The organism is Solirhodobacter olei (genome assembly GCF_004010155.1).
Taxonomy (GTDB): Bacteria; Pseudomonadota; Alphaproteobacteria; order Rhodobacterales; family Rhodobacteraceae; genus Solirhodobacter; species Solirhodobacter olei.
The window spans coordinates 44562-64260 of the sequence record NZ_RRYH01000031.1; the positions used below are offsets into that span (position 1 = coordinate 44562).

The following is a 19699-nucleotide window of genomic DNA, read 5'->3' on the forward strand; positions in this document are numbered from 1 at the left end:
GGCGCCTTCCAGTCCTCAATTCGTCTGCGTGATACTGACGGAACTACTGTTGGTGACCACATGAACGGGGGCCAACGCGTGCAGGTTATTGCCGTTTACCGTATAGCTGATCTTGGCACCTGCGCTGCCGGAAGCAACGACCGCCTGGTCGTTCCCGCTGCCGTTCTGCGTGATCACCCCGACGACTCCAGTGCTAACGGTCAGATCCGCAATGTTGCTATCACCCTCCTGGCTAATCGCGCCCACACTCGCACCATTGACAGTCAGCTTGGCTTGATTGAGGTCGCCCGTCTGTTCGACCGAACCAAAACCGGCGCCATTGATGGTGACATTGGCCTGGTTGCCGCCATATGTCGTTCCAGAGTTGTCCTGCAGCAGGGCAGCAAGCCCATTGGTTCCAGTTATCGTCACACTGGCGGAGTTGTTCTGACCGTTTTGAGTGGCGGGTTGGCCTTGTGGGTAAGGAATGCTGCCAATCTTGTCATTCGCGTAAAGGGAAACGGATGCAATGTTTCCTATGTGGCTAGAACTCGCTGCGGACTGGTCGATGTAAAGCGTATTTCCGCTGACGCCTCCGGCCGTGCTCACCTGCTTCACATAAAGTGAATTACCATCTCCCGCGAAGGCAGGACCGGCTGTGAGCACAAGAAATGTTAAAAGAGCGTTTCGTTGGGCCCGACGAGTCACAAAATGCATTTCTACCCTCCACTTCCCTGGCAGTCCCAACCCCATTCTCAGCCAATATAGCCCGCGCATACTATGACTGTACGCTCACTGAGGGAAGAGAAAACGACGGCCAGAGGAGATCCAAAGCTGCAGAAGTACCTCAAATTTGTTTGTCGTGAAGCAGTGACAGGGCCTCTGATCGCTGCGTTCGAACTAAGCCAAACTCACCCCAAAGGTTGTTCTCCTGGTAGCATGCGCGGCGGGCTTTGCTGACCGGACACTGTCGGTGCCGAGCTCTTCTGGACAGGATAGGTCACCGGGGTCATGACTGCATTCCGTGTCAGCGGCCGGCGAGGAGATTCCTCGTTTGCGGTCGGGTTCGGACCGTACTCTTGAGCCAAGTAGTCCGAGACGTATTTCCGTTCGGTCTTTCTGTCGGCGAAGTGCCAGAGCCCGAGCTCGGAGCCCTTGACGACAAGGGTCAGCACTGCCTTGTCGATAGCGTCCTGAACGGCAATCTGAGTCGGTTCGTTGTAGGTTGTTCCGGCTTCGGCTTGGAGCAGCTTGTCCAGTTCGACGTAGCGAAAAATACTGCCCTGTATTTGGTAGGAGAGGATCTGCTTGTCGGTGTTTATCGCGGCAAGGACCTCACCCGACCTGATGGAGACAGCGCGCAGGTTCACATAGACGGTATTCTTGACATACTGCGTATGGGCATTGATGCCCAGATATTCTGCGCCGATCCCTCCGGTTTCGACGTTGGTATCATAACCGGTAATACCGCCCTCAATCAGAATGCCCGCATGCATCAGTGGCGGGAGGACACTTGGGTCAACCTTCGTTTCGTCGCGGTAGATCTTGCGCATCTGCTCCACAATCTGCCGCTCTTTCAGAATATCATTCAAGCGATTGCGCTCCAGAACGGTAAACCAACGCCGATTCCCGGCCTCGTCTAGAGCTTTGATCAGAAGGGACGTTCCGCCCTGGGTTACCGCTCGCGACAGAGACTGGACGTTGGCCGTATCTTTGTATTGGCCGGTCAGATCCGCAAAATTGTAAACTGCAACCGCAATTCTGTGATGGGGTGGAGGAAGATCAAGGAGTGCTTTCTGAACCGGAGTGACCTCGGTGATATGCGGTGGTTGGATCATCTTTTTGTAGTGTGATGCGCATCCTGCGACGACGCCGAGAGAGCCCATCACGAGGCCACGCCTCAACGCGGCAGCGATACCAAGCCAAATTTTCTGCATATGTCCCTCACGACTGGGCACGACTGGGCACGTCTATACGGCTTCGCGCCTTACCTACTGTCTTGCTGCTAATTAGTTGACCACCAGTTGTGGCACTGAAATCTGGGTCGTCGTCCCGGTGGTTGCGTCGTATATTGAAAGGTTGATGGAGGATAACGTCCTGTTGAAGGACACCGTTGTGTCGCCGAAGACTACCTTGCCGCTATTCTGCGGATTCGAGCCGAAGATAGCGTTGGTCACCTGGGTGGCCAAGGCGGACAGCAGCTGCCCTTGGAGTTGCTGGACGAAGAGTTGAGCATCTGTCTGCGAGGTCGAGCCGACGCCCCCCGTGGTAGTTCCGCTGCTAGAGGTGGAGCTGTTGGCGTCGGACGCGGTCGCATTCCGCTGCGCTCCCGCAAGCGACATCAGGTACGATCCATTCAACGGATTTCCGCCGAAGGACGGATTGATGGGTGTATAGGTCAATTGTTGCGCGACGACAGGAGATGCCCCGAAGCCAGCAAGCAATGCGACGACTGCCATCCGGACCATTTTCCGACTCCTCCATCTCGAGCGCAACCATAAGGTAATGATTGTACAAGAGTTTGGCGTGCGAGTGTCCAGATTGTGGCAAAATAGGGTTGGCGATGAGACATATCCGCAACGGCTCAAGTATGCCTTCTGAAGAACTTGATAACCCTCTGCCGGAGACTCCTCGGTTCCTTAAGAAGAAGTCCCGCCCCACACGGAAATGTGAATTTCCGCTTATCTTTGCACCCTGCCCCTTCCAAAGGATCACGGTGAATGGCCTGTGTGGGTGGCTCGGGTCCCTCGTGCGCCTCCGGGAACGGCGGGGACGCGGGCGGACACTGCTAGTGATCGCCGCGGGGAAGATAGACTTCCAATGCAACCAACCTTAGCAAACACCAAGGGAACTGATGTTTAGTGGCGGGGCAATCTCCCTTTCGTGAGATTCACCGCGTCAGACATGGCGAGTCATGTGGACACGCTGAGTCTCACTCTGTTTTTTGCTCGGCACTAAAAGGCATCTATACACCGATCATCTCTCCGCTTGATGCAGGCGCGAGATCTAATTCGAACCGCTCAAGGAGCAGATTGTGCCTCTTGTGTCCTCCGACGCCTGCGGGCTGATCTCCCGTGGATCGACCGGTGAACAAGAAGCCGAGACAGTGGCGGAGCAGCTTCAGATCACACGACTCGACTTCGATCGCGCGAAGGGTCGGCTGCCAGTCTTCATTGATACCGAGCCATGCGCACGCCAGGCTGAATTGTTTTGGCCCCGGGCACTAGAGAAACGAAGGTGACCGGGATTGATTTCGACACGCCATCCTATTCGGCGCCGTAGAAACGCGAGCACGCGCTGAACGCCCTTACCATTGACCGGGGCGCCGATCCTCTACGACCACCCAGGCCGGATAGGCGTGGAGATGGGGCACGAATTTCTCCTCCGCGTCAACCGTTCGCGAAACCTGCTCGGCAACAACGAGGGCCCGGCGACATCAATCGGGTCTACATGCTGGCCCGCAAGTAACCTCACATCCAGATGCTGAGCCCCTTGCGTGACAACACCTACGCAATGAAGATCCAGGAGGTCGCTCCGAAGCCGCCCTACACGGACATCATATACGTCATGGAACGGGAGGTGCAGGAGTCAAAACCTCCCGATCCCGTGCTCAATCGAGGGCTTGACGAACGAGAGGTGATGGAGCCCTTATGCACATCTCTCATCTATGCGTTCTGAAGCAACAGCAAGATTTGAGCCCCGATGATGACTTATCTAGGCAATGCAAAAGAGTGAGCCTGACCGCGTCTCGCACCGGGTGCAGAGCAATCATCTCGTCGAAGTTCAGGATTCAAAGGAAAAAACCAGTACTTTGGCGCAGAATTCGACGCGATAGAACAACATGCCCGTCTTCGGTGATGAGCTAACATTGCTCGCTCGCCACTCGCCCGTGACCGATCGCGATACATGGCCCAGCCTCCGGATCCAGGCCGCCACGCCAGAAGAACTTGACCTCCAACACTCCACTGGCAAGCGATTGGTGTCTGGTTTGCTTCAGATTCGGGAACTGATCAATGCAAGAACAGGCTACCCCAGTAGAAAGAATTGGGAAAATCCTTCCCGAGGTTGCGGGCCAGGATGACCGCCCTCCGGCGGATGATGATGGCCCCGCGACAGTGAAACTTGTGGATATTTCGGGCGTATGACGCCTAGAAGGAAAGCAGCACATCCATAAGATGGGCCATCCTCAACTTCAACGCAGTGAAGTGAGCGGAGATCGCCTAAAGAAAGAAAAGCGGCATGTTTGGCCTTTGTTCGATTGTAGAGGCAATTATTCGCAGATAGGATGAGACATTTTCAAGACGGAGACCCCTATGCGCACCCTCGACATCAATGCCCTCGATCTTGTTGAACTGAAGCAACTCCAAAAAGACGTCGCCAAGGCGATCGAAAGCTTCGAAAGCCGCAAGAAGGCCGACGCCGTCGCCGCGCTCGAAGCCCAGGCGAAGGAACTCGGCTTCTCCCTCGCGGATCTTGCCGGGGCGGCCAAAGGTAAGAAGCGCGGCATCTCCGCGCCGAAATACCGCCACCCTGAGAACCCCAATATCACTTGGACCGGCCGCGGTCGGAAACCCAGATGGGTTTCGGAACATATTGCCAGTGGGAAAGACATCGAAGAACTTGAAATCTGACCGGCGCGGGCGCCCCTCTCCCCTGGATGCTCGCCAGAGGGCCGTGCCGCTCGGTGCGGTGCGGCCAATCCATCCGGCCCGATTGATGGAAAAACTGGGCTTTCCCGGTTCTGCTCAATAGTTGCATCACTTCTAATTGCCCTAGCTAATGGCTCTGACGCACCACGGGTGGTATCCACAAACGGCGAGTGGAGCATCGGGCCGAAGGTGCTCCGTCAGACGCCACGGCGACATTGCGCGACGCGCGACGCCGAAACGGTGAGAGCACGGTCGTCCGGAAGGGGTGAAACCGGCAGATCCTACATCATTCTAAACCTCAAAGCGCCCATGATGCGCCTAGGTCCTATCCAAGCGGGATCATGCGCCGTTAGGATCTCGCATGATCGACAAAATCCAGCGCGCATCCGACTTTCCGCTGTTAACCAAAAAGAAGGTCGATGAGGACTATCGCCCGGTCGTATCCTACTGAAGGGCTCCCCCCAATAGGCTGGCTCAGCCCCCGTCGCCGACAGCCTCGCCGTTCGTATGGAAATACTTGGGATGCTAAAGCATTTCTAATGCTGAACTAAAAGGGGAAAAGCAAGGACGTTCTTGGAACACGTGTTAGCGGAAAATCGGCAGAGCACTGAGGATGCAATCATCTTTGACAAGTTTGTTCACCTCGTCCTGCGCGGCGGTTTTACGGAGGCAATCGCTCGCCGACCCGAAGGTCGGCGTCAGGATTGAGCACGGGCCCATCTGATCTCGGCTCTGACCCTCGACCCGCGCGACATCGCCGAGATCGAAAAGCTCACCAAACCGCCAAAATTCATCCGGCTACTCCCCGAGCATTCGGGGCAGCTCGACAACGACTCGCGATACGCCCACAGCGTCAATGTCAGCTACACCACGGGCCCTGGTGCTGACATTCTTGGCGCAACCTTGTTAGGTGCGCCGTTGACCGGCACTCAGGCTGTGAGTGACGGATCGACTTCTGCCTCTGCCTCGATTTCAACCAAATAGTCGCCGACGAGGGCACCGGCCTGGATCAGCGTGTTGGCGGGCAGCACGTCACCAAACACCCGACCATGTGCGCGGGAAACCGGCTCCCATTGGGTCACGTCACGGAGATAGACTCGGGTTCGGACGACGTCCTCCATCTCCGCCCCCAGGGCAGTGAGGGATGCCGCGATCTTGTCAAGGATATAGGTGGTCTGGGCACCTGCGTCGCCAAGAGCGACGCAGCGGTCGGCACCATGTGTTGCGGTGGTGCCTGACACCAGGATACGGTTGCCCACGCGGATCGCCCGGCTATACCCAGCAAGCGGCTCCCAAACGCTGCCGGAGGAGGCGCGTTGACGCGCGGGACGTGCGGGCGCCGGGCTCGTCGTAAGCGCCGAGGGAACCGCGCTCAGATGATGGCTCAGATCGCCCGAAGCCGTCAGGTAGGGCGGGCGCCTATATTCGTCTCCGCAATCCCCGGGGATCGGGTCCGTCTGGCCGAAGGCCGCGTCTAGCGCCGCCCTGTCCGCGTCATCCAACGTGAAGCGGAAGACATTGAGATTGTCGTCACGATGCTCACTTTCGGTCAGCCTGGCACCGATGATCGTCGCCGCGACCGCGTCATGCTCCAGCACCCATCGTGAAGCGACATTGGACAGGGACACCCCGTGCTTTTTGGCGATGCCAGACGCGGCGGAAAGGATGCCCTGGAATGCCCCCCACCCCCCTGCGATGTCGATGAAGCGCTTGTATTTCGAGCGGCTCCAATCGGCAATGTTCTCTGGCTCGGGTTGCCCAAGCCATCTCTCGGACAGGAACCCGCCGCAGAGCGTGCCGTAGGCGAAGAGTTTCACCCCGGTCCGCGCGCACAGCTCCGACAAAGCGCCCGCTGCGCGCCGGTCGACCAGCGAAAATGACACCTGATTGCTAACCAGCGGAACCCCGTCGGCCAGCGCCAACGCCAGATGGGCGGCATCAAAATTAGTGACGCCAAGGGCTCCTATCAGCCCTTCTTCATGAAGCCTGTTCATCTCGTGCAGGGCGTCGAGCCAGGCCGGATGCTCGAAGGTCCACCAGTGAAACTGCAGCAGGTCGATCTGTTCCACACCGAGCCTGTCGAGCCTCTCCTGGACTCCGCGGCGCACAACTTGAGCGGTCATCGGGCCCGGTTCCGGGCACCATTTGGTCATCGCAACAGGTGGCACCGCCCCCTGCGGAACGTGCGAGAGCATCCGGCCCGTAATCAATTCCGCACTTCCGTAATGATCCGCCATGTCGAACGTATCGAATCCGGCGGCGGCATAGGCTTCCAGCATATCGGCGGCGCTGTCGAGATTGAGCGGGCCGTCGTCTTTCTCTATATCAGCGACCTGCCATAGGCCGCAGATCAGGCGGCTGATATCAAGCCCGCCGGTGAGCCGGGTGCGCTCGGGAATATTCAACATATCAGTGCTCGCTGCTTGAGTTAGACGATCTGCGCGCAACGGAAGGGCGCAGGATATGGCGAGAGGCGACGCGCGCCTCGCCGATCAGCCCGCGCGGCCTCCAGAGCAGGATCGCGCAGAGCGCGACGCCGATCATGACAATTTGGAGCGATGCGGCCCGCGCCTGTGCGTCTGCAGGGACGACGGCAGAGATCGCAACCGCCGAAAGCGCCCATATCCCCCAGACCACAACCGAACCAAGGATTGCGCCCCGGTTGTTGCCCGATCCGCCGACGATCAACATCGCCCAAACCTGGAATGTCAGCGTAGGCTGATAGTTGTCAGGGGCGATGAAGCCGATGAAATGCGCCTGCGCGGCTCCGGCCAGCCCCATGATCGCGCCACCGAGCGCAAAGGCCTGAAGGCGGAACCGCACCGCGCTCTTGCCAAGAGCAGTCGCTGCGGCCTCATCCTCCCGGATCGCCTTCAGCGCACGGCCCCACGGACTGGAGGCCAGCCGCTCCAGCCCGAGATAGAGCACGACGACGACAGCCGCGATGATAGCGAGATTGACCGCTCCGAAAAGGAACGGTTGTCTGGCTAGGCCGGCGAACGGGCGCGGAATGAACCCGATGCCGAAGGGCCCGCCGGTGACGGGCTGAAGGTTCAGCACGCAAAGCTGGATCGCCACAGCAGCGCCGAAGGTCGCTATCGCGAGGTAGTCCGAGCGCAGACGTATCGTCAGCGCTCCAATTAGGAATGTCGCCAAGGCCGTGGCCAGCGCCGCGCCTATCCATCCGGCTGCAATCGGCAGCCCGAGCCCTCCGATATGGCTCGTACTCGCCGGCGTCGTCAGAAGAGCCGATACATAGGCGCCGATGGCTACAAATCCCGCGATGCCGACGTTGAAGAGGCCGGTCTGCCCCCATTGCACGTTTAACCCCAAGCAAATGATGCCGTAGGTCAGCGCGACCGTGAGAAAGAAGAAGCCGTAGCTCAGGATGTCGATCATTCATGCCTCCCAAACAACCCGCTCGGCCGGAGAAGGAGGATGGCGACTAGGATCACAAAGGCGACTGCCGAGCGCCACTCTGCGCCGAAAAGCGCCACCGCCGACGACTCGGCAAGCCCGACAATGAGTCCCGCCAGCATCGCCCCAGGCACCGATCCGATGCCGCCAAGGATAGCCGCGGCAAACAGCGGCAGAAGAAGATCTAACCCCATCTCCGGCCGGACCTGGACGACCAGACCGGACATCACTCCGGCCACGCAGGCGAGCCCCGCTCCGAGCATCCAGACCGTTCGGATGACCTTGCGCGCATCAATGCCGGCGAGACTCGCCAGCTGACGGTTCTCACTGACCGCGCGCATCGACCGGCCGATGGCTGTGCGGGTCAACAGCAGATGCAATCCGACGACCAGAACGATGGCAACACCCACGGTCAGCAACTGATCCGGCGTCGCCCGCATACCGCCCCCGAGCGGCTGAGCGATCTGCAGATCGGTGCTGAAATAGCGTGGGCTCGAGGTAAAGACGAACTCGATCATGTTGCGTAGCGCTAGCGACGCGCCGAAGCTCGCCATCACGAGAATGATCACCGCACTACCGCGCTGGCGCAGCGGCCCAAAAAGAAGCGCGTCGACGACCAAGGCAAGTCCGGCAGTCAGCCCCACGGCCAGCACCAGCGCGACTGGCAGTGTCCAGCCGAAGGAAAAGGGCCCAAGCGAGGGAACATTGCCCCCGGCAAGCGAGCCGAGCGCCGCAGCGATTGCTAGGGCGAAATAGGCGCCCCAGGAGATGAACTCGCCATGGGCGAAATTCGCGAAGCGCAGGATCGAATAGGTCAGGGTGATTCCTATGGCCCCAAGCCCGATCATTGAGCCAGCGATTACACCGTCCACAAGCACCTGAGGTGTCATGCCCTCGCCTCCCGCCGCCTTCCCTGCGCACCGAGGAAAAGCGCGCCAAGCTCAGGCCCCTGCGCCAGCTCACGGGCCACGCCCTCGAGCCGAACCTGTCCCTCGACCAGCACGATCGCGCGGTCGGCGATCGCAAGCGCCGCCTTTACGTTCTGCTCCACCAGCACTGTGGTGACCCCGGTCGCGTTAATCTCTCGCAGGCGTGCGAAGACCTCGCTCACCACCTTCGGCGCCAGCCCGGCCGACGGTTCGTCCAGGATAAGCACCGCGGGCTCCACGATCAGCGCGCGGGCGACTGCGAGCATCTGGCGCTGCCCTCCGGAAAGCTGCCCCGCCCGCAGCGCCTTCAACCGCTCGAGATCGGGGAACATTTGGTAGAGCGCCCCGATCCGTCGACTGCGTTCCGCTCTTGGCAGAATTTGCGCGGCGACCAGCAGGTTTTCGTGAATGCTCAGCGTCGTGAAGACATTCTCGGTTTGCGGAACGAAGGCCAAACCCCGGCGCAGCCGCTCGTGCGCATGAGTCGATGTCAGATCGGCACCTTGGAGGTCGATCGTGCCGGAATGCACAGGCACCAGCCCTGCGATGGTTTTAACCAACGTCGACTTGCCCGCCCCGTTGGGGCCGAGCAGCAGAAGGAACTCCCCCTGCCGCACGGCCAGATCAACCCCGCGCACGATGGGCAGGTCGCGCTCGTAACCCGAAAAGAGACCATGGGCGGACAGCACCGTCGGGGCATCGGGAGAGGACGTCATACCGCATCCCCCAGGTAGGCGCTGACCACCGCAGGGTGGATGGCGATCTCCGCCGGCGTGCCCTCGGCCAGAAGCCGGCCCGCCGCCATGACCACCGCCCTGCTGCACAGGCGCGCGACCATATCCATGTTGTGTTCAATCAGCAGGATGGTTTTTCCCGCCCCGTTCAGTGCGACGATCCGGTCGATAAGTAGCTCCAGCAGTGCCGGATTGACGCCCGCCGCCGGTTCATCGAGCAGAAGAACCTCCGGATCGGCCATGAGAACGCGCGCAAGCTCCAGCAGTTTGCGCTGGCCGCCGGAGAGGATGCGTGCCGGTTCGAATTCCAGATGCGAGAGCGTCATGAGCTCCAGGAGCCCTCGCGCCTTATCGATCGCGGCCCGCTCCTCGGCCGCCACACGACGGGGCGAAAGGAAGTTCATCCAAAGACGTTCGCCCGTCTGCCGCTGCGCGCCGACAAGGACGTTTTCGAGGACGCTCATTTCAGCGAAGGGGCGCGGGATCTGGAAGGTCCGCCCGACGCCGTGTCGAATTCTGCTCACCGCCCCCTCGCCGGTAACATCCGACGAGCCAAAGACAATTCGCCCCGAAGTTGGCCTCATACTGCCCGCCACGAGATTGAACATCGTCGTCTTGCCGGCACCGTTCGGACCGATGAGCGCCACCATCTCTCCGCGCCGCAGGGTCAGCGACATATCATCAACGGCGCGCAGAGCTTCGAAGGCCTTGGTCACCCCGATCGCACGCAACGCCGCCTCCCCTTCAACGGCGGCGCCGGGCGCAAGGTTTTCCGGATCGGTCATCGAAGCTGTCCCCGTTCGTCGGATCATCAGTTCCTGATGTGTGATCTTTGATCAAATATCTTGACCGTTTCTCGTTTGGCAAGATAGAAATTCTAGTGAACAGGAGCGGAGGCGCGACGTGATCAGCGTGAAGGCGGACGGTCTGGCGATTGGAGGGCAAGGCACCGCCCTCGGGCCGGTCGCGCGCGAGTCCCTGCAGGAGCGGGTCTACAGCAAACTCCGCCGCTCGCTAATCCACGGCATCTTTGATGCCGGTCAGGTTCTGCGCATCCAGGACCTCGCCGACACCCTCCAGACAAGCACCATGCCGGTGCGCGAGGCTTTGGCGCGCCTGGTTTCCGAGCAGGCGCTGGAGCCGTTGCCCAGCCGATCGGTACGGGTCCCCCTAATCACAGTCGATCGCTTGAACGACCTTGCCCATGCCCGCACCCTCATTGAGGGCGAGTTGGTCCGGCTCGCCACCGACCGGCTACGTGCCACCGGATTCGCGCAGCTGCGCGCACTGACCGAGGAATGCGAGACCGCATTCGGCATTCGGGGCCCCCACAAGCGCGAAGCAACATCCGAACTCAACCACGCCTTCCACTTCGCGATCTACACCGCGGCCGGCTCGCCCGTGCTGCGGCCGATCGTCGAAAGCCTCTGGCTGCAATCGGGCCCCTATGTCCGTGCAGCGGCCGGTCTTTACGAGGAAAGTTCAGCACATTCGGCCGTCCGCCACCATTGGACCCTGATCGAAGCCATGGAGCGCGGCGACAAGGACAAGGCCGTCGCCGCGCTGACCGAGGACATCACCCAGTCCTTCAACCTTATCCGCAATCAGCTGAAGGCCGTAGCCGAAGGGGAGCCCCCCGCAGATGACTGAGCCAAAAGACGACAGCTTCGAGCTCTACGACCTGCGCGTTGAAGTGGTTGTGCCCGACGAGGGGCCGATCCTCTGCGGTGCCCGCCCCGGCGATCACTTCGAACTGCGTGGCGAGATGCTGCACCTGCCGCCCGGGCAGGGTTTCTCGATCTATTCCCTGGCAGCAGTGCTGCCGCTGCTTGCCGCCAAGCAGCGCCCGACCGATCCCAATGACTGGATGACGACCGATGCCGAGATCGCCTGCCCGGATCCGAACTGTGCAACCCGTCTGCGCATCTCCCGCATAGGGCATCGCCGCTTCAAGCACGCCGAAACAACCCTCGTTCCGCTACCGGAGAGCTGACGCCAATGCAGACCAGAGAGCTTGCCCCCGGCCACACCATCTCCCGCGTGATCCGCGGCGGGTGGCAAATGGCCGAAGGTCACGGCAGCGCCGATGTCAGCGCTGCCGTCGAGGACATGGTCGCATTCGCCGACGCAGGTATCACCACCTTCGACTGCGCCGACATCTATACCGGTGTGGAAGAGCTGATCGGCCGGTTCCGAGCACATTATCGCAATATCCGCGGTGCGGAGGCGCTGGCCCGCATCCGCGTCCATACCAAATGCGTCCCCGATCTCACGCGGCTGAAAACACTTCGGAAATCAGATGTAGAGGAAACCATCGACATCTCGCTCCGCCGGCTTGGGATGGAGCGGCTCGATCTCGTGCAGTTCCACTGGTGGGACTACGACGCGCCAAAGTGGCTCGAGGCCGCCGTTTGGCTGGAGGAGATGCGCCAGGCCGGCAAGATCGCCCGCATCGGTGCCACCAATTTCGACACCGCACACATGCAGGCGATCGTCGATGCCGGTGTGCCTCTTGTGTCGATGCAGGTGCAGTACTCCTTGCTCGACCGCCGCCCCGAGAAGGCAATGGCCGCCGCCGCGAGCGCGGCCGGCGTCTCGCTGCTGTGCTATGGCACCGTCGCAGGCGGGTTCCTATCGGACCGCTGGCTCGGCGTGACGGAGCCTGCAGGCGCGCTCGAGAACCGATCGCTGGTGAAGTACAAGCTTATCATCGACGATATCGGCGGGTGGGACTTGTTCCAGGCCCTGCTCGAAGAGCTGCGGCGGATCGCAACCCGGCACGGAACCGACATCGCGACGGTTGCGAGTGCAGCAATGCTGTCCTGTCCCGGCGTCGCCGGGGTGATCGTCGGCGCCCGCAACCGCACCCATCTGGCCGGCAACCTCGCGATTTCGGACCTGCACCTGACCGGCGTGGACATGTCTGCGATCGATAACGTGCTGGCCGCAGCCTCCCCACTCGATGGCGATGTCTACACGTTGGAGCGAGACAGGACGGGCCGCCACGGTGCAATCATGAAATACAACCTCAACAAGGAAACCGCCTGACCCTACGGCGGGGCAGTGCGGACGACCAAAGCCGGGAACAACAGGGCGCGTCGCGCCGAGAACAGGGAGACGACCATGAGAATGTTTCTTTTGTCGAGTGCGATCCTCGCCTCTGCCAGCGTCGCATCGATGCCGGCACAGGCGGCTGATTGCAGTATCACGGTTGGTGTCGTGATGTCCTTGACCGGCCCCGCCGGGGTCTATGGACAGGCCGGCGCGAAGGCCGTCGATATGGCGTTCCACGATTTCAACGAAGCAGGTGGCGTGAACGGATGCAAGATCGTATCTGATGCGCGCGATGCGCAGAGCCAGGGCACGGTAGCCGTCGATCAGGCGTCGCAACTCGTCAACATCAAGAAAGTACCCGTGATCATCGGCGGGATCATCTCCTCGGTTTCGCTGCCGATCCTGACCTCCGTCACCGCGCCCGCAGATGTCGTGCAGGTCTCGCCCGCCTCCTCCTCCCCTACGCTCACCAAACTCGGCCGTGAAGGTAAGACCAATGGCGTCTTCTTCCGCACCATCACCTCCGACTCCCTGCAGGGAACGGCGGCCGCGAAATACGCGATCGATCAGGGGTTCAAGAAACTCGCAATCATCTATGTGAACAACGACTTCGGCGCCAATCTGATGGCGGAGTTCAAGAGCGCCTACAATAAGCTCGGCGGCACCATCACCTCCATCACGCCCTACAACGAGAAGCAGGCGAGCTACAGCGCCGAGGCGGATGCCGCGATGAAGGGCAACCCGCAGGCGCTCTACCTGATCAGCTACCCGGTTGACGGGGCGACCATCGCGCGCGCCTGGATCTCGCATGGAGGGCCGCAGAAATTCCTTCTTAACGACGGTATGAACTCCTCCGACTTCATCAAGGCAGTGGGAGCGAAATACCTCAATAACGCCTACGGCACCTCCTCCGGTACCGACAAGACAGCGTCCACCAAGTATTTCTATGACAACTTCGCGGCCTTCTCTGGCGGCATCAAGCCAGACGCACCTGCTGCCGACCGCTCTTACGACGCCGGCGCGATCGTCGCGTTGGCCATCGCTAAGGCTGGCAAAGCGAATGCGGATGCCATCAAGGCCGCAATTCCGGAAGTCGTCGCACAGGGTGGGACCCCGATCTATGCCGGAACGGCAGGGTTCAAGAAGGCGTTGAAGCTGATCAAGGAAGGCAAGCCGATCCGTTACGAGGGGGTTATCGGACCCGTGAACTTCGACAAATACGGCGACATCACCGGCCCGATGCGCCTGTGGCGCATCAAGGACGGCAAGGTGACGACCGTCGGCACCATGAGCGCCGATGCCGTCAGCAAGCTGAAGGCCGAACTGGCAAAATAGGCAAGAACGTTACAAATTGGCATGCCGGTGCGCCAGGATAGGCGCGCCGGCATATTCACAGAATGAACGCGACAGTCGCGGTCGGGGTCGGGCTTCGGCCGCATACCACATCTCATCAAGGTTAGCCTCGGATAGACGCGTAGCGAGGTTTCGGGTCACTGCCGCGTCAGAATCTCCCGGAGCCGAACCTCTGGATCCGGCCCAAGAGGGATCTGACCGTCGATCACAAGCGAGGCGAGGCCATGGACCAGCGCCCAGTAGTGCAGAGCTGTCTCGCGCGAGCCGACCAACTCCATCAGTGGCGCAAAGGCGGCTCTACGCCGCGCACGAAGGGTCGCCCCTTCGGGGCTGTCGTTGCGCCGACCTTCGCCGAACATCAGGCGGTAGAGCCCAGGATTCGTTCGCGCGAAGCGGAGATATGCCAAGCCAACGGCCAAAGGGTCGGTTCCGGATTCTCTCAGGGCCGCCCCGAGTTCGGTGAATCCCTCTTCAGCGAGCGCCAACGTCAGCGCTTCAATCCCGGCGAAATGGTTGTAGACCGAAGGCGCGGCAACGCCCGTCGCGCGCGCCAGGCCGCGCAGGCTTAGCGACGAGGGACCGTTCTTTTCCAGTACCTGCCGTCCCGCATCGAGCAATGCTGCGCGCAGGTTCCCGTGGTGGTAATGGCGCTCCCCCATAGATTTGGCTCAGGCCGAAACGGCACGAGCCGCGAAAGCACTGCGGAACTGCTGTACGGTTCCACCCCAGAACGCACCGTCGACCAGTCCCGAAATTCCGCCGAAAACTGCAGCAAATCCTGTGTCTGCGCCGAGATCCGGATGCATAGCAAGCGCAACGCTAAGGAGATATTTTGTGACGAATGCAACTATCACCAGCACGAGCGTGGTGGCCGATCCGGGCCGCCACACTAGCCCGCTCGTCCGATTGAAGGATGCGGGTGGGAGCCGTGTTGCGTTCGTCCATCCCCCAGAAAAACCAATCCCGATCCCGATGATAAATGCCATTAGGGCGGCCGCCCAGTTGGACAGTTCGGCAAACATCCCGAAGAGGGCCCAGGCCAAGAAGATCATCGGCAGGACTAGCGTCCTGGACGGCGAAATTTCCCGCGCCCGTAGCGCCCTGACCCCTCGCCACAGCAGATAGGCAAGCAGGGTCCAAACCCAGGTAGGGGTGTGCGAGAGGATGGAAGCAATTTGCATGGTGACTACCCTACATACTAACGATGTTAGTATCCACGCATGCCAGTCCTTCTCGGTCAATGGGTTTTCATACGGGCCAACACATGTTTGTGCCCGTACCGGGCGCCCCAATCGAGGTGTTCCGCGGGCTGCCTAGTTAGAAGAATGCTGCGCGCGCAAAGTCGTGATAGCCACGTTTGACCTGCGTCAAAGTAATGAAGCCGAACAGTAATTATCTGACATCCCACGCATAGGATTTTCCGTGCGCCGAGAGAACGCTGCACCTGCAACACGAGGACGGTCAGCAGGATCATATGAAGGAGATGGGTCATGAACGCCGTGACAAAGCACAGCCTCGCCGAGGGTTTCGGTCAACGCCAGGGTCCTTTTAGCAGAGCTCTCGCCGCGCTCGGCATGACGGGCGAGGATGCCTCCATCCTGTCCCGGGTCGGCCCCGACGCATTCAACTGGGTGCGCTATGTCTTCGGCCTCGTTCTGGTCTACGATGCATGGACCTCGCTCACTTGGGTCCACAAGGTTGCCGTCAGCCAGGCCATCGGCCTGCCGACCTCGGCCCCTGCCCTTCACCTGCTGGTCATCGTGCTGGCCTTCGTCAAGATCGCCATCGCCGCTGCGATCGTTTCGGGCCGAGGCGTGATCCCGATGAGTTGGGCCGGCATCGCCTATATGGCCTTCGTCTGGACCGTGTTTCAGCATGGCGGCGATTTTGGCAAGGACGGGACGGATCCAGGCGTCGCCCTTCCGTATGTCGTGATGTTCCTCTTCACCATCGCGGTCGAGCGGATGCGCACCAATCCGGATGTTTCGCGCAACCAGATGCTGACCCTCGCGCGCAGCGCCTTCGGGCTCCTCTGGGCCTACGATGCCCTGATGAAGTTCCATCCTTACTTCCTGAACCACTTCACGGACTTCCTGACCGCGGCACAGACGGCGATGGCGGGAACCTGGGCCGCCGGCTACGAGCGCCTTTTCCTGGACATCACCAACGCGATCGGTCCGCACACCGTAGCCCTGCTGATTGCCGGCACGGAAGCGCTTATCGCCGTGAGCCTTCTGAGCGGCAAAGGATTGCGCATAATGGGCCCGGTCGGAGCCCTGCTCTCCCTCGCGATCTGGAGCACGGCTGAAACCTTCGGTGCACCCTATACCTCAGGTGTCGCCTCCAGCCCCGCGCAACTGTTCGGGACAGCGAGCATCTACGTGCTGGCGTTCGGCTACGTCATGACGCTCTTCAACCCGCTTGAACTGCTCCACAAGGATGCGGCCCCCGCCGTGGTCAATCCGGCCTGACCCGTTAAGGCCGACAATTTGAAAGACATGTGGCGCTCCGATCCTTTCGGGCGCCACAAGTATTTCCGAGGGGAGAGGGAAGGCCGCGGCGGCACTGCCGCGGCCTTCGAAATTCCACCGGCGGCATCGCGCGATCATCGGTTCAGGAGGTGCTTGCGAGGATTATGAACACGTTCCCCATATTACCCCGGCCAGCTTGCCATCGCAGCGGAACGGCGGTCGATGGGGCACGATCCCGCCGAAACGGCATTTCGCAAAGACGTCGTCAGCAGCCTGACAGAAATTTCAAATTAAAAGGACGTCTCTTGGTGATGCACCATCGCATGCACACCTGAATGCCGAGCCAGTGGTGACACTGGGCGTTTTCCGGTCAAAGGAAATAGGTGCAATATGAAGGTCAATCGAAGAACTATTACCCTTGCAGTTTCGGCTGCTGCCCTGCTCGCCGGAACCAGCGCTGCAACTGCTGGGTACCTCTGGGGAGGCGGAACTGCGACGCAGACCTCCGCTCCGGCTGGGAATTCCCAAAGCCTGCGTGATGGCAGCTTCAACGGCCCCGCTGTCCGACAGTACTATGGCTACGTTCAGGCGCGCGTGAACGTCCACAACGGCCAGATTTCCTCCGTCGACATCCTGCGGTACCCAACCGACTACTACACGAGCCGCTACATCAATTCCCAAGCGCTCCCGATACTTGAGTCGGAGGTGATCCAGGCCCAGGGCACCCGTATTTCGGGGGTCTCCGGCGCGACCCTGACATCCGAGGCATTCGTGATGTCGGTCGAAGGCGCACTGCACAAGGCCAACGGCTGATCCCCATGCCTCGGGAGACGCGTCTAATCATGGGGATGCCGATCACCATCGACATCCCGGGCGCAGACATCGGCGAACTGATGGAAGAGGTATTCGCCAGCTTCACCGAAGTGGACGCCCGTTTCAGCCCCTACCGCGACGACAGCGAACTTGCGGCTATCAATGAAGGTAGGATAGCGCCAGCGACGTGCAGCCCGCAGATGGCGGAAGTGTTCGAGATAGCAAATCGTATGCGCCGCATCAGCGGCGGATACTTCGACATCCGCAGGCCAGACGGACTGCTCGATCCGTCTGGTGTGGTCAAAGGCTGGGCCATCCTGCAGGCGGCGCGCTTAATCTCGGCTGCTGGATGCCGGAATTTCTACGTCGACGCGGGCGGCGACATTCAAACGGGGGGGGTTGATGAGGCAGGCCGCGCCTGGGTTATAGGCATCCGCAACCCGTTTGAGCCAACCGAGATCGTGAAGGCAATCCGGCCGCAAGGGAGAGGCATGGCCACCTCCGGAAGTTACGTTCGCGGCGATCACATCTACAACCCGCACGATGCGGGACGGCGCATTTCAGAGATTGTCAGCCTCACAGTTGTCGGCCCGGATGTCCTAGAGGCCGATCTCTTCGCTACGGCGGCATTCGCGATGGGACGCGGCGGCATACATTTCATCGAGGCGACGCCCGGGCTCGAGGGATACGTCATCCACCCCGATGGTACGGCGCTTCAGACAAGCGGCCTGAAGGAGCTATTAGTTAAATGAAGGCGGTTTCGGCACGGCTGTTGAACGGCATCACCATGTATCGGCTGATGCTCTACTACCTCGGCGCACTGCTCGCCACGGGCTTCGGCCTTAGCCTTCTGCACCAGGTCTTTGTGGCTCCTCTCGCCCTTTGTACCTCGCTTTTGGTGCTGATCGCGACCTGCTGGGCTGCCAACAGGATGATCTCCTGGCTCACCCGCGTTCCGACAAACCGGGAATCTGCCATAATCACCGCGCTCATCCTTGCGCTGATCATGCCGCCTGCCCCGCCAACGGATATGGTGGGTATCCTGGCGTTGGTCGTCGCGGCGGTCGTCGCGATTGCGTCGAAGTTCCTGATCACCATCGGCCACAAGCACATCTTCAACCCAGTCGCCATCGGCGCTGTCGCCTCCGGCGTCGTCATGGGCCATCCTGCAATTTGGTGGGTTGCAGGCAATCCGGTCCTGCTGTCGGTCGTCATCCTGGGTGGTCTGGCGGTGACCAAGAAGGTCCAGCGGTTCGACATGATCGCCGCCTACCTGATTGCAAACGTCGCTGCCGTCCTCGTCGCGACCCCACCCGCCATGTTGGGCATGGCGCTTCGGCAGGGCCTCATTTACTCGCCGCTGTTCTTCGCCGGGTTCGCGATGTTGACGGAACCCATGACGGCGGCGCACGGGAAATATTCCCGGCTCATCTACGGCGCGATCGTCGGCCTCCTCTCGGCGCCAGGCATCCATGTCGGCAGCGTCTTCTTTTCTCCCCAGCTCGCGTTCCTGATCGCCAATCTCTACGCCTTCGCGGCGAGCCCAAAAGGACGGTTCCGGATGACCCTTCTCAAGATCGAGCGGGTCGCGTCGGATTGCTACGAATTCATCTTCAGTCCCGACCAGCCGCTCCGCTTCCGCGCCGGGCAATATCTCGACTGGACCCTGCATGTTCCCGTGGCCGACAGTCGCGGCAACCGGAGACCCTTCACCATCGCTTCTGCGCCGAGCGACGACAGCGTTCGTCTCGGGGTGAAATTCTACGAGCAACCGAGTGCTTTCAAACGACAACTCTTGTCGTTGAGCCCCGGCGACGTCGTCTTCGGTTCGCAGATCGCGGGGACCTTCACATTGCCGCCCGATCCCGCAAGCAAGATCCTGTTCATCGCTGGCGGCATCGGGATCACGCCCTTCCGCAGCATGCTTCGCGACTTGATCAACCGGAAGGAACCGCGCGATATCGTGCTGATCTACGGCAACCGGCGGGCAGGCGACATCGCCTATTCGGACCTCCTCGACCTTGCTGTGCGGGAGATCGGTCTGCGCGTTATCCATGTCATATCGGACGATCCACCGGATGCGCATGACCATGTTCCTGGCTTCATCGATGCCGAACTGATCCGGCGCTCGGTTCCGGATCTGGATGAGCGGATCGTCTACCTCTCGGGGCCACAAGTCATGATAGCCCGTGTCCGCGGCATGCTGCGCCGCAGCGGAGTTCTGCGCCGGAACATAAGGACGGACTATTTCCCAGGATTCTAGAGCTCCAGGTACATCTCGGATCCGCGCTGAACGACCC

The 19699-nt window shown here is 60.7% G+C and carries 19 protein-coding genes; 9 read left to right on the forward strand and 10 right to left on the reverse strand.

What is annotated here, in order from left to right; translation table 11 throughout:
• Positions 1-15: 15 nt before the first annotated feature.
• The 3 genes from EIP85_RS18715 to EIP85_RS18725 all read right to left on the reverse strand — a co-directional run bounded on the left by EIP85_RS18715 (position 16) and on the right by EIP85_RS18725 (position 2447).
• Positions 16-696 (reverse strand): hypothetical protein, encoded by a 681-nt coding sequence (locus EIP85_RS18715; RefSeq protein WP_127903734.1) that lies wholly within the window; start codon positions 694-696, stop codon positions 16-18.
• Between the two features lie 194 nt (positions 697-890).
• Entirely contained in the window at positions 891-1916 is a 1026-nt protein-coding gene (locus EIP85_RS18720; RefSeq protein WP_127903735.1) for a CsgG/HfaB family protein, read from the reverse strand.
• A gap of 72 nt (positions 1917-1988) precedes the next feature.
• Positions 1989-2447, reverse strand: a complete 459-nt coding sequence (locus tag EIP85_RS18725) for a curli assembly protein CsgF (protein ID WP_241560095.1) — start codon at positions 2445-2447, stop codon at positions 1989-1991.
• Between the two features lie 1845 nt (positions 2448-4292).
• On the opposite strand from EIP85_RS18725, the gene EIP85_RS18730 reads away from it, so the two are divergent.
• Positions 4293-4610 (forward strand): H-NS histone family protein, encoded by a 318-nt coding sequence (locus tag EIP85_RS18730; protein ID WP_127903736.1) that lies wholly within the window; start codon positions 4293-4295, stop codon positions 4608-4610.
• A 947-nt stretch (positions 4611-5557) separates the two neighbouring features.
• Here the strand turns inward: EIP85_RS18730 and EIP85_RS18735 are convergent.
• The 5 genes from EIP85_RS18735 to EIP85_RS18755 are packed head-to-tail and all read right to left on the reverse strand — an operon-like array spanning position 5558 to position 10493.
• The gene (locus EIP85_RS18735; protein ID WP_127903737.1) at positions 5558-7036 is read right to left on the reverse strand and encodes an aldo/keto reductase; all 1479 of its coding nucleotides are present in this window, start codon (positions 7034-7036) and stop codon (positions 5558-5560) included.
• Position 7037: 1 nt separating this feature from the next.
• Entirely contained in the window at positions 7038-8027 is a 990-nt protein-coding gene (locus EIP85_RS18740) for a branched-chain amino acid ABC transporter permease (protein WP_127903738.1), read from the reverse strand.
• The gene (locus tag EIP85_RS18745) at positions 8024-8935 is read right to left on the reverse strand and encodes a branched-chain amino acid ABC transporter permease (protein WP_127903739.1); all 912 of its coding nucleotides are present in this window, start codon (positions 8933-8935) and stop codon (positions 8024-8026) included. Before EIP85_RS18745 ends, EIP85_RS18740 begins: the two co-directional genes overlap by 4 nt.
• Positions 8932-9690, reverse strand: coding sequence for an ABC transporter ATP-binding protein (locus EIP85_RS18750; protein ID WP_127903740.1), 759 nt, complete (start codon positions 9688-9690; stop codon positions 8932-8934). Before EIP85_RS18750 ends, EIP85_RS18745 begins: the two co-directional genes overlap by 4 nt.
• Entirely contained in the window at positions 9687-10493 is an 807-nt protein-coding gene (locus tag EIP85_RS18755; RefSeq protein ID WP_127903741.1) for an ABC transporter ATP-binding protein, read from the reverse strand. The genes EIP85_RS18750 and EIP85_RS18755 overlap by 4 nt, the downstream gene beginning before the upstream one ends.
• A gap of 118 nt (positions 10494-10611) precedes the next feature.
• Between EIP85_RS18755 and EIP85_RS18760 the strand changes: the two genes are divergently transcribed.
• The 4 genes from EIP85_RS18760 (at position 10612) to EIP85_RS18775 (ending at position 14097) form a co-directional block, all read left to right on the forward strand.
• Positions 10612-11358 (forward strand): GntR family transcriptional regulator, encoded by a 747-nt coding sequence (locus EIP85_RS18760; protein WP_241560096.1) that lies wholly within the window; start codon positions 10612-10614, stop codon positions 11356-11358.
• Entirely contained in the window at positions 11351-11701 is a 351-nt protein-coding gene (locus EIP85_RS18765; RefSeq protein ID WP_127903742.1) for a TIGR04076 family protein, read from the forward strand. The genes EIP85_RS18760 and EIP85_RS18765 overlap by 8 nt, the downstream gene beginning before the upstream one ends.
• Before the next feature lie 5 nt (positions 11702-11706).
• On the forward strand, positions 11707-12756 hold the full coding sequence (locus EIP85_RS18770) for an aldo/keto reductase (RefSeq protein WP_127903743.1): 1050 nt from the start codon (positions 11707-11709) through the stop codon (positions 12754-12756).
• Between the two features lie 75 nt (positions 12757-12831).
• Positions 12832-14097, forward strand: coding sequence for an ABC transporter substrate-binding protein (locus EIP85_RS18775; protein ID WP_127903744.1), 1266 nt, complete (start codon positions 12832-12834; stop codon positions 14095-14097).
• Positions 14098-14252: 155 nt separating this feature from the next.
• Here the strand turns inward: EIP85_RS18775 and EIP85_RS18780 are convergent, their stop codons facing one another.
• The gene (locus EIP85_RS18780; RefSeq protein WP_127903745.1) at positions 14253-14774 is read right to left on the reverse strand and encodes a TetR/AcrR family transcriptional regulator; all 522 of its coding nucleotides are present in this window, start codon (positions 14772-14774) and stop codon (positions 14253-14255) included.
• A gap of 9 nt (positions 14775-14783) precedes the next feature.
• Positions 14784-15296: a DUF6622 family protein gene (locus tag EIP85_RS18785; RefSeq protein ID WP_127903746.1), complete on the reverse strand. Its 513-nt coding sequence runs from the start codon at positions 15294-15296 to the stop codon at positions 14784-14786.
• Positions 15297-15605: 309 nt separating this feature from the next.
• Between EIP85_RS18785 and EIP85_RS18790 the strand changes: the two genes are divergently transcribed.
• The 4 genes from EIP85_RS18790 to EIP85_RS18805 all read left to right on the forward strand — a co-directional run bounded on the left by EIP85_RS18790 (position 15606) and on the right by EIP85_RS18805 (position 19662).
• Positions 15606-16586, forward strand: a complete 981-nt coding sequence (locus EIP85_RS18790; RefSeq protein WP_127903747.1) for a hypothetical protein — start codon at positions 15606-15608, stop codon at positions 16584-16586.
• Positions 16587-16976: 390 nt separating this feature from the next.
• Positions 16977-17399, forward strand: a complete 423-nt coding sequence (locus tag EIP85_RS18795) for an FMN-binding protein (RefSeq protein ID WP_127903748.1) — start codon at positions 16977-16979, stop codon at positions 17397-17399.
• A gap of 29 nt (positions 17400-17428) precedes the next feature.
• Positions 17429-18151: an FAD:protein FMN transferase gene (locus tag EIP85_RS18800; protein ID WP_206615588.1), complete on the forward strand. Its 723-nt coding sequence runs from the start codon at positions 17429-17431 to the stop codon at positions 18149-18151.
• Positions 18148-19662, forward strand: coding sequence for a hypothetical protein (locus tag EIP85_RS18805; protein WP_127903750.1), 1515 nt, complete (start codon positions 18148-18150; stop codon positions 19660-19662). Before EIP85_RS18800 ends, EIP85_RS18805 begins: the two co-directional genes overlap by 4 nt.
• Positions 19663-19699: the final 37 nt, after the last annotated feature.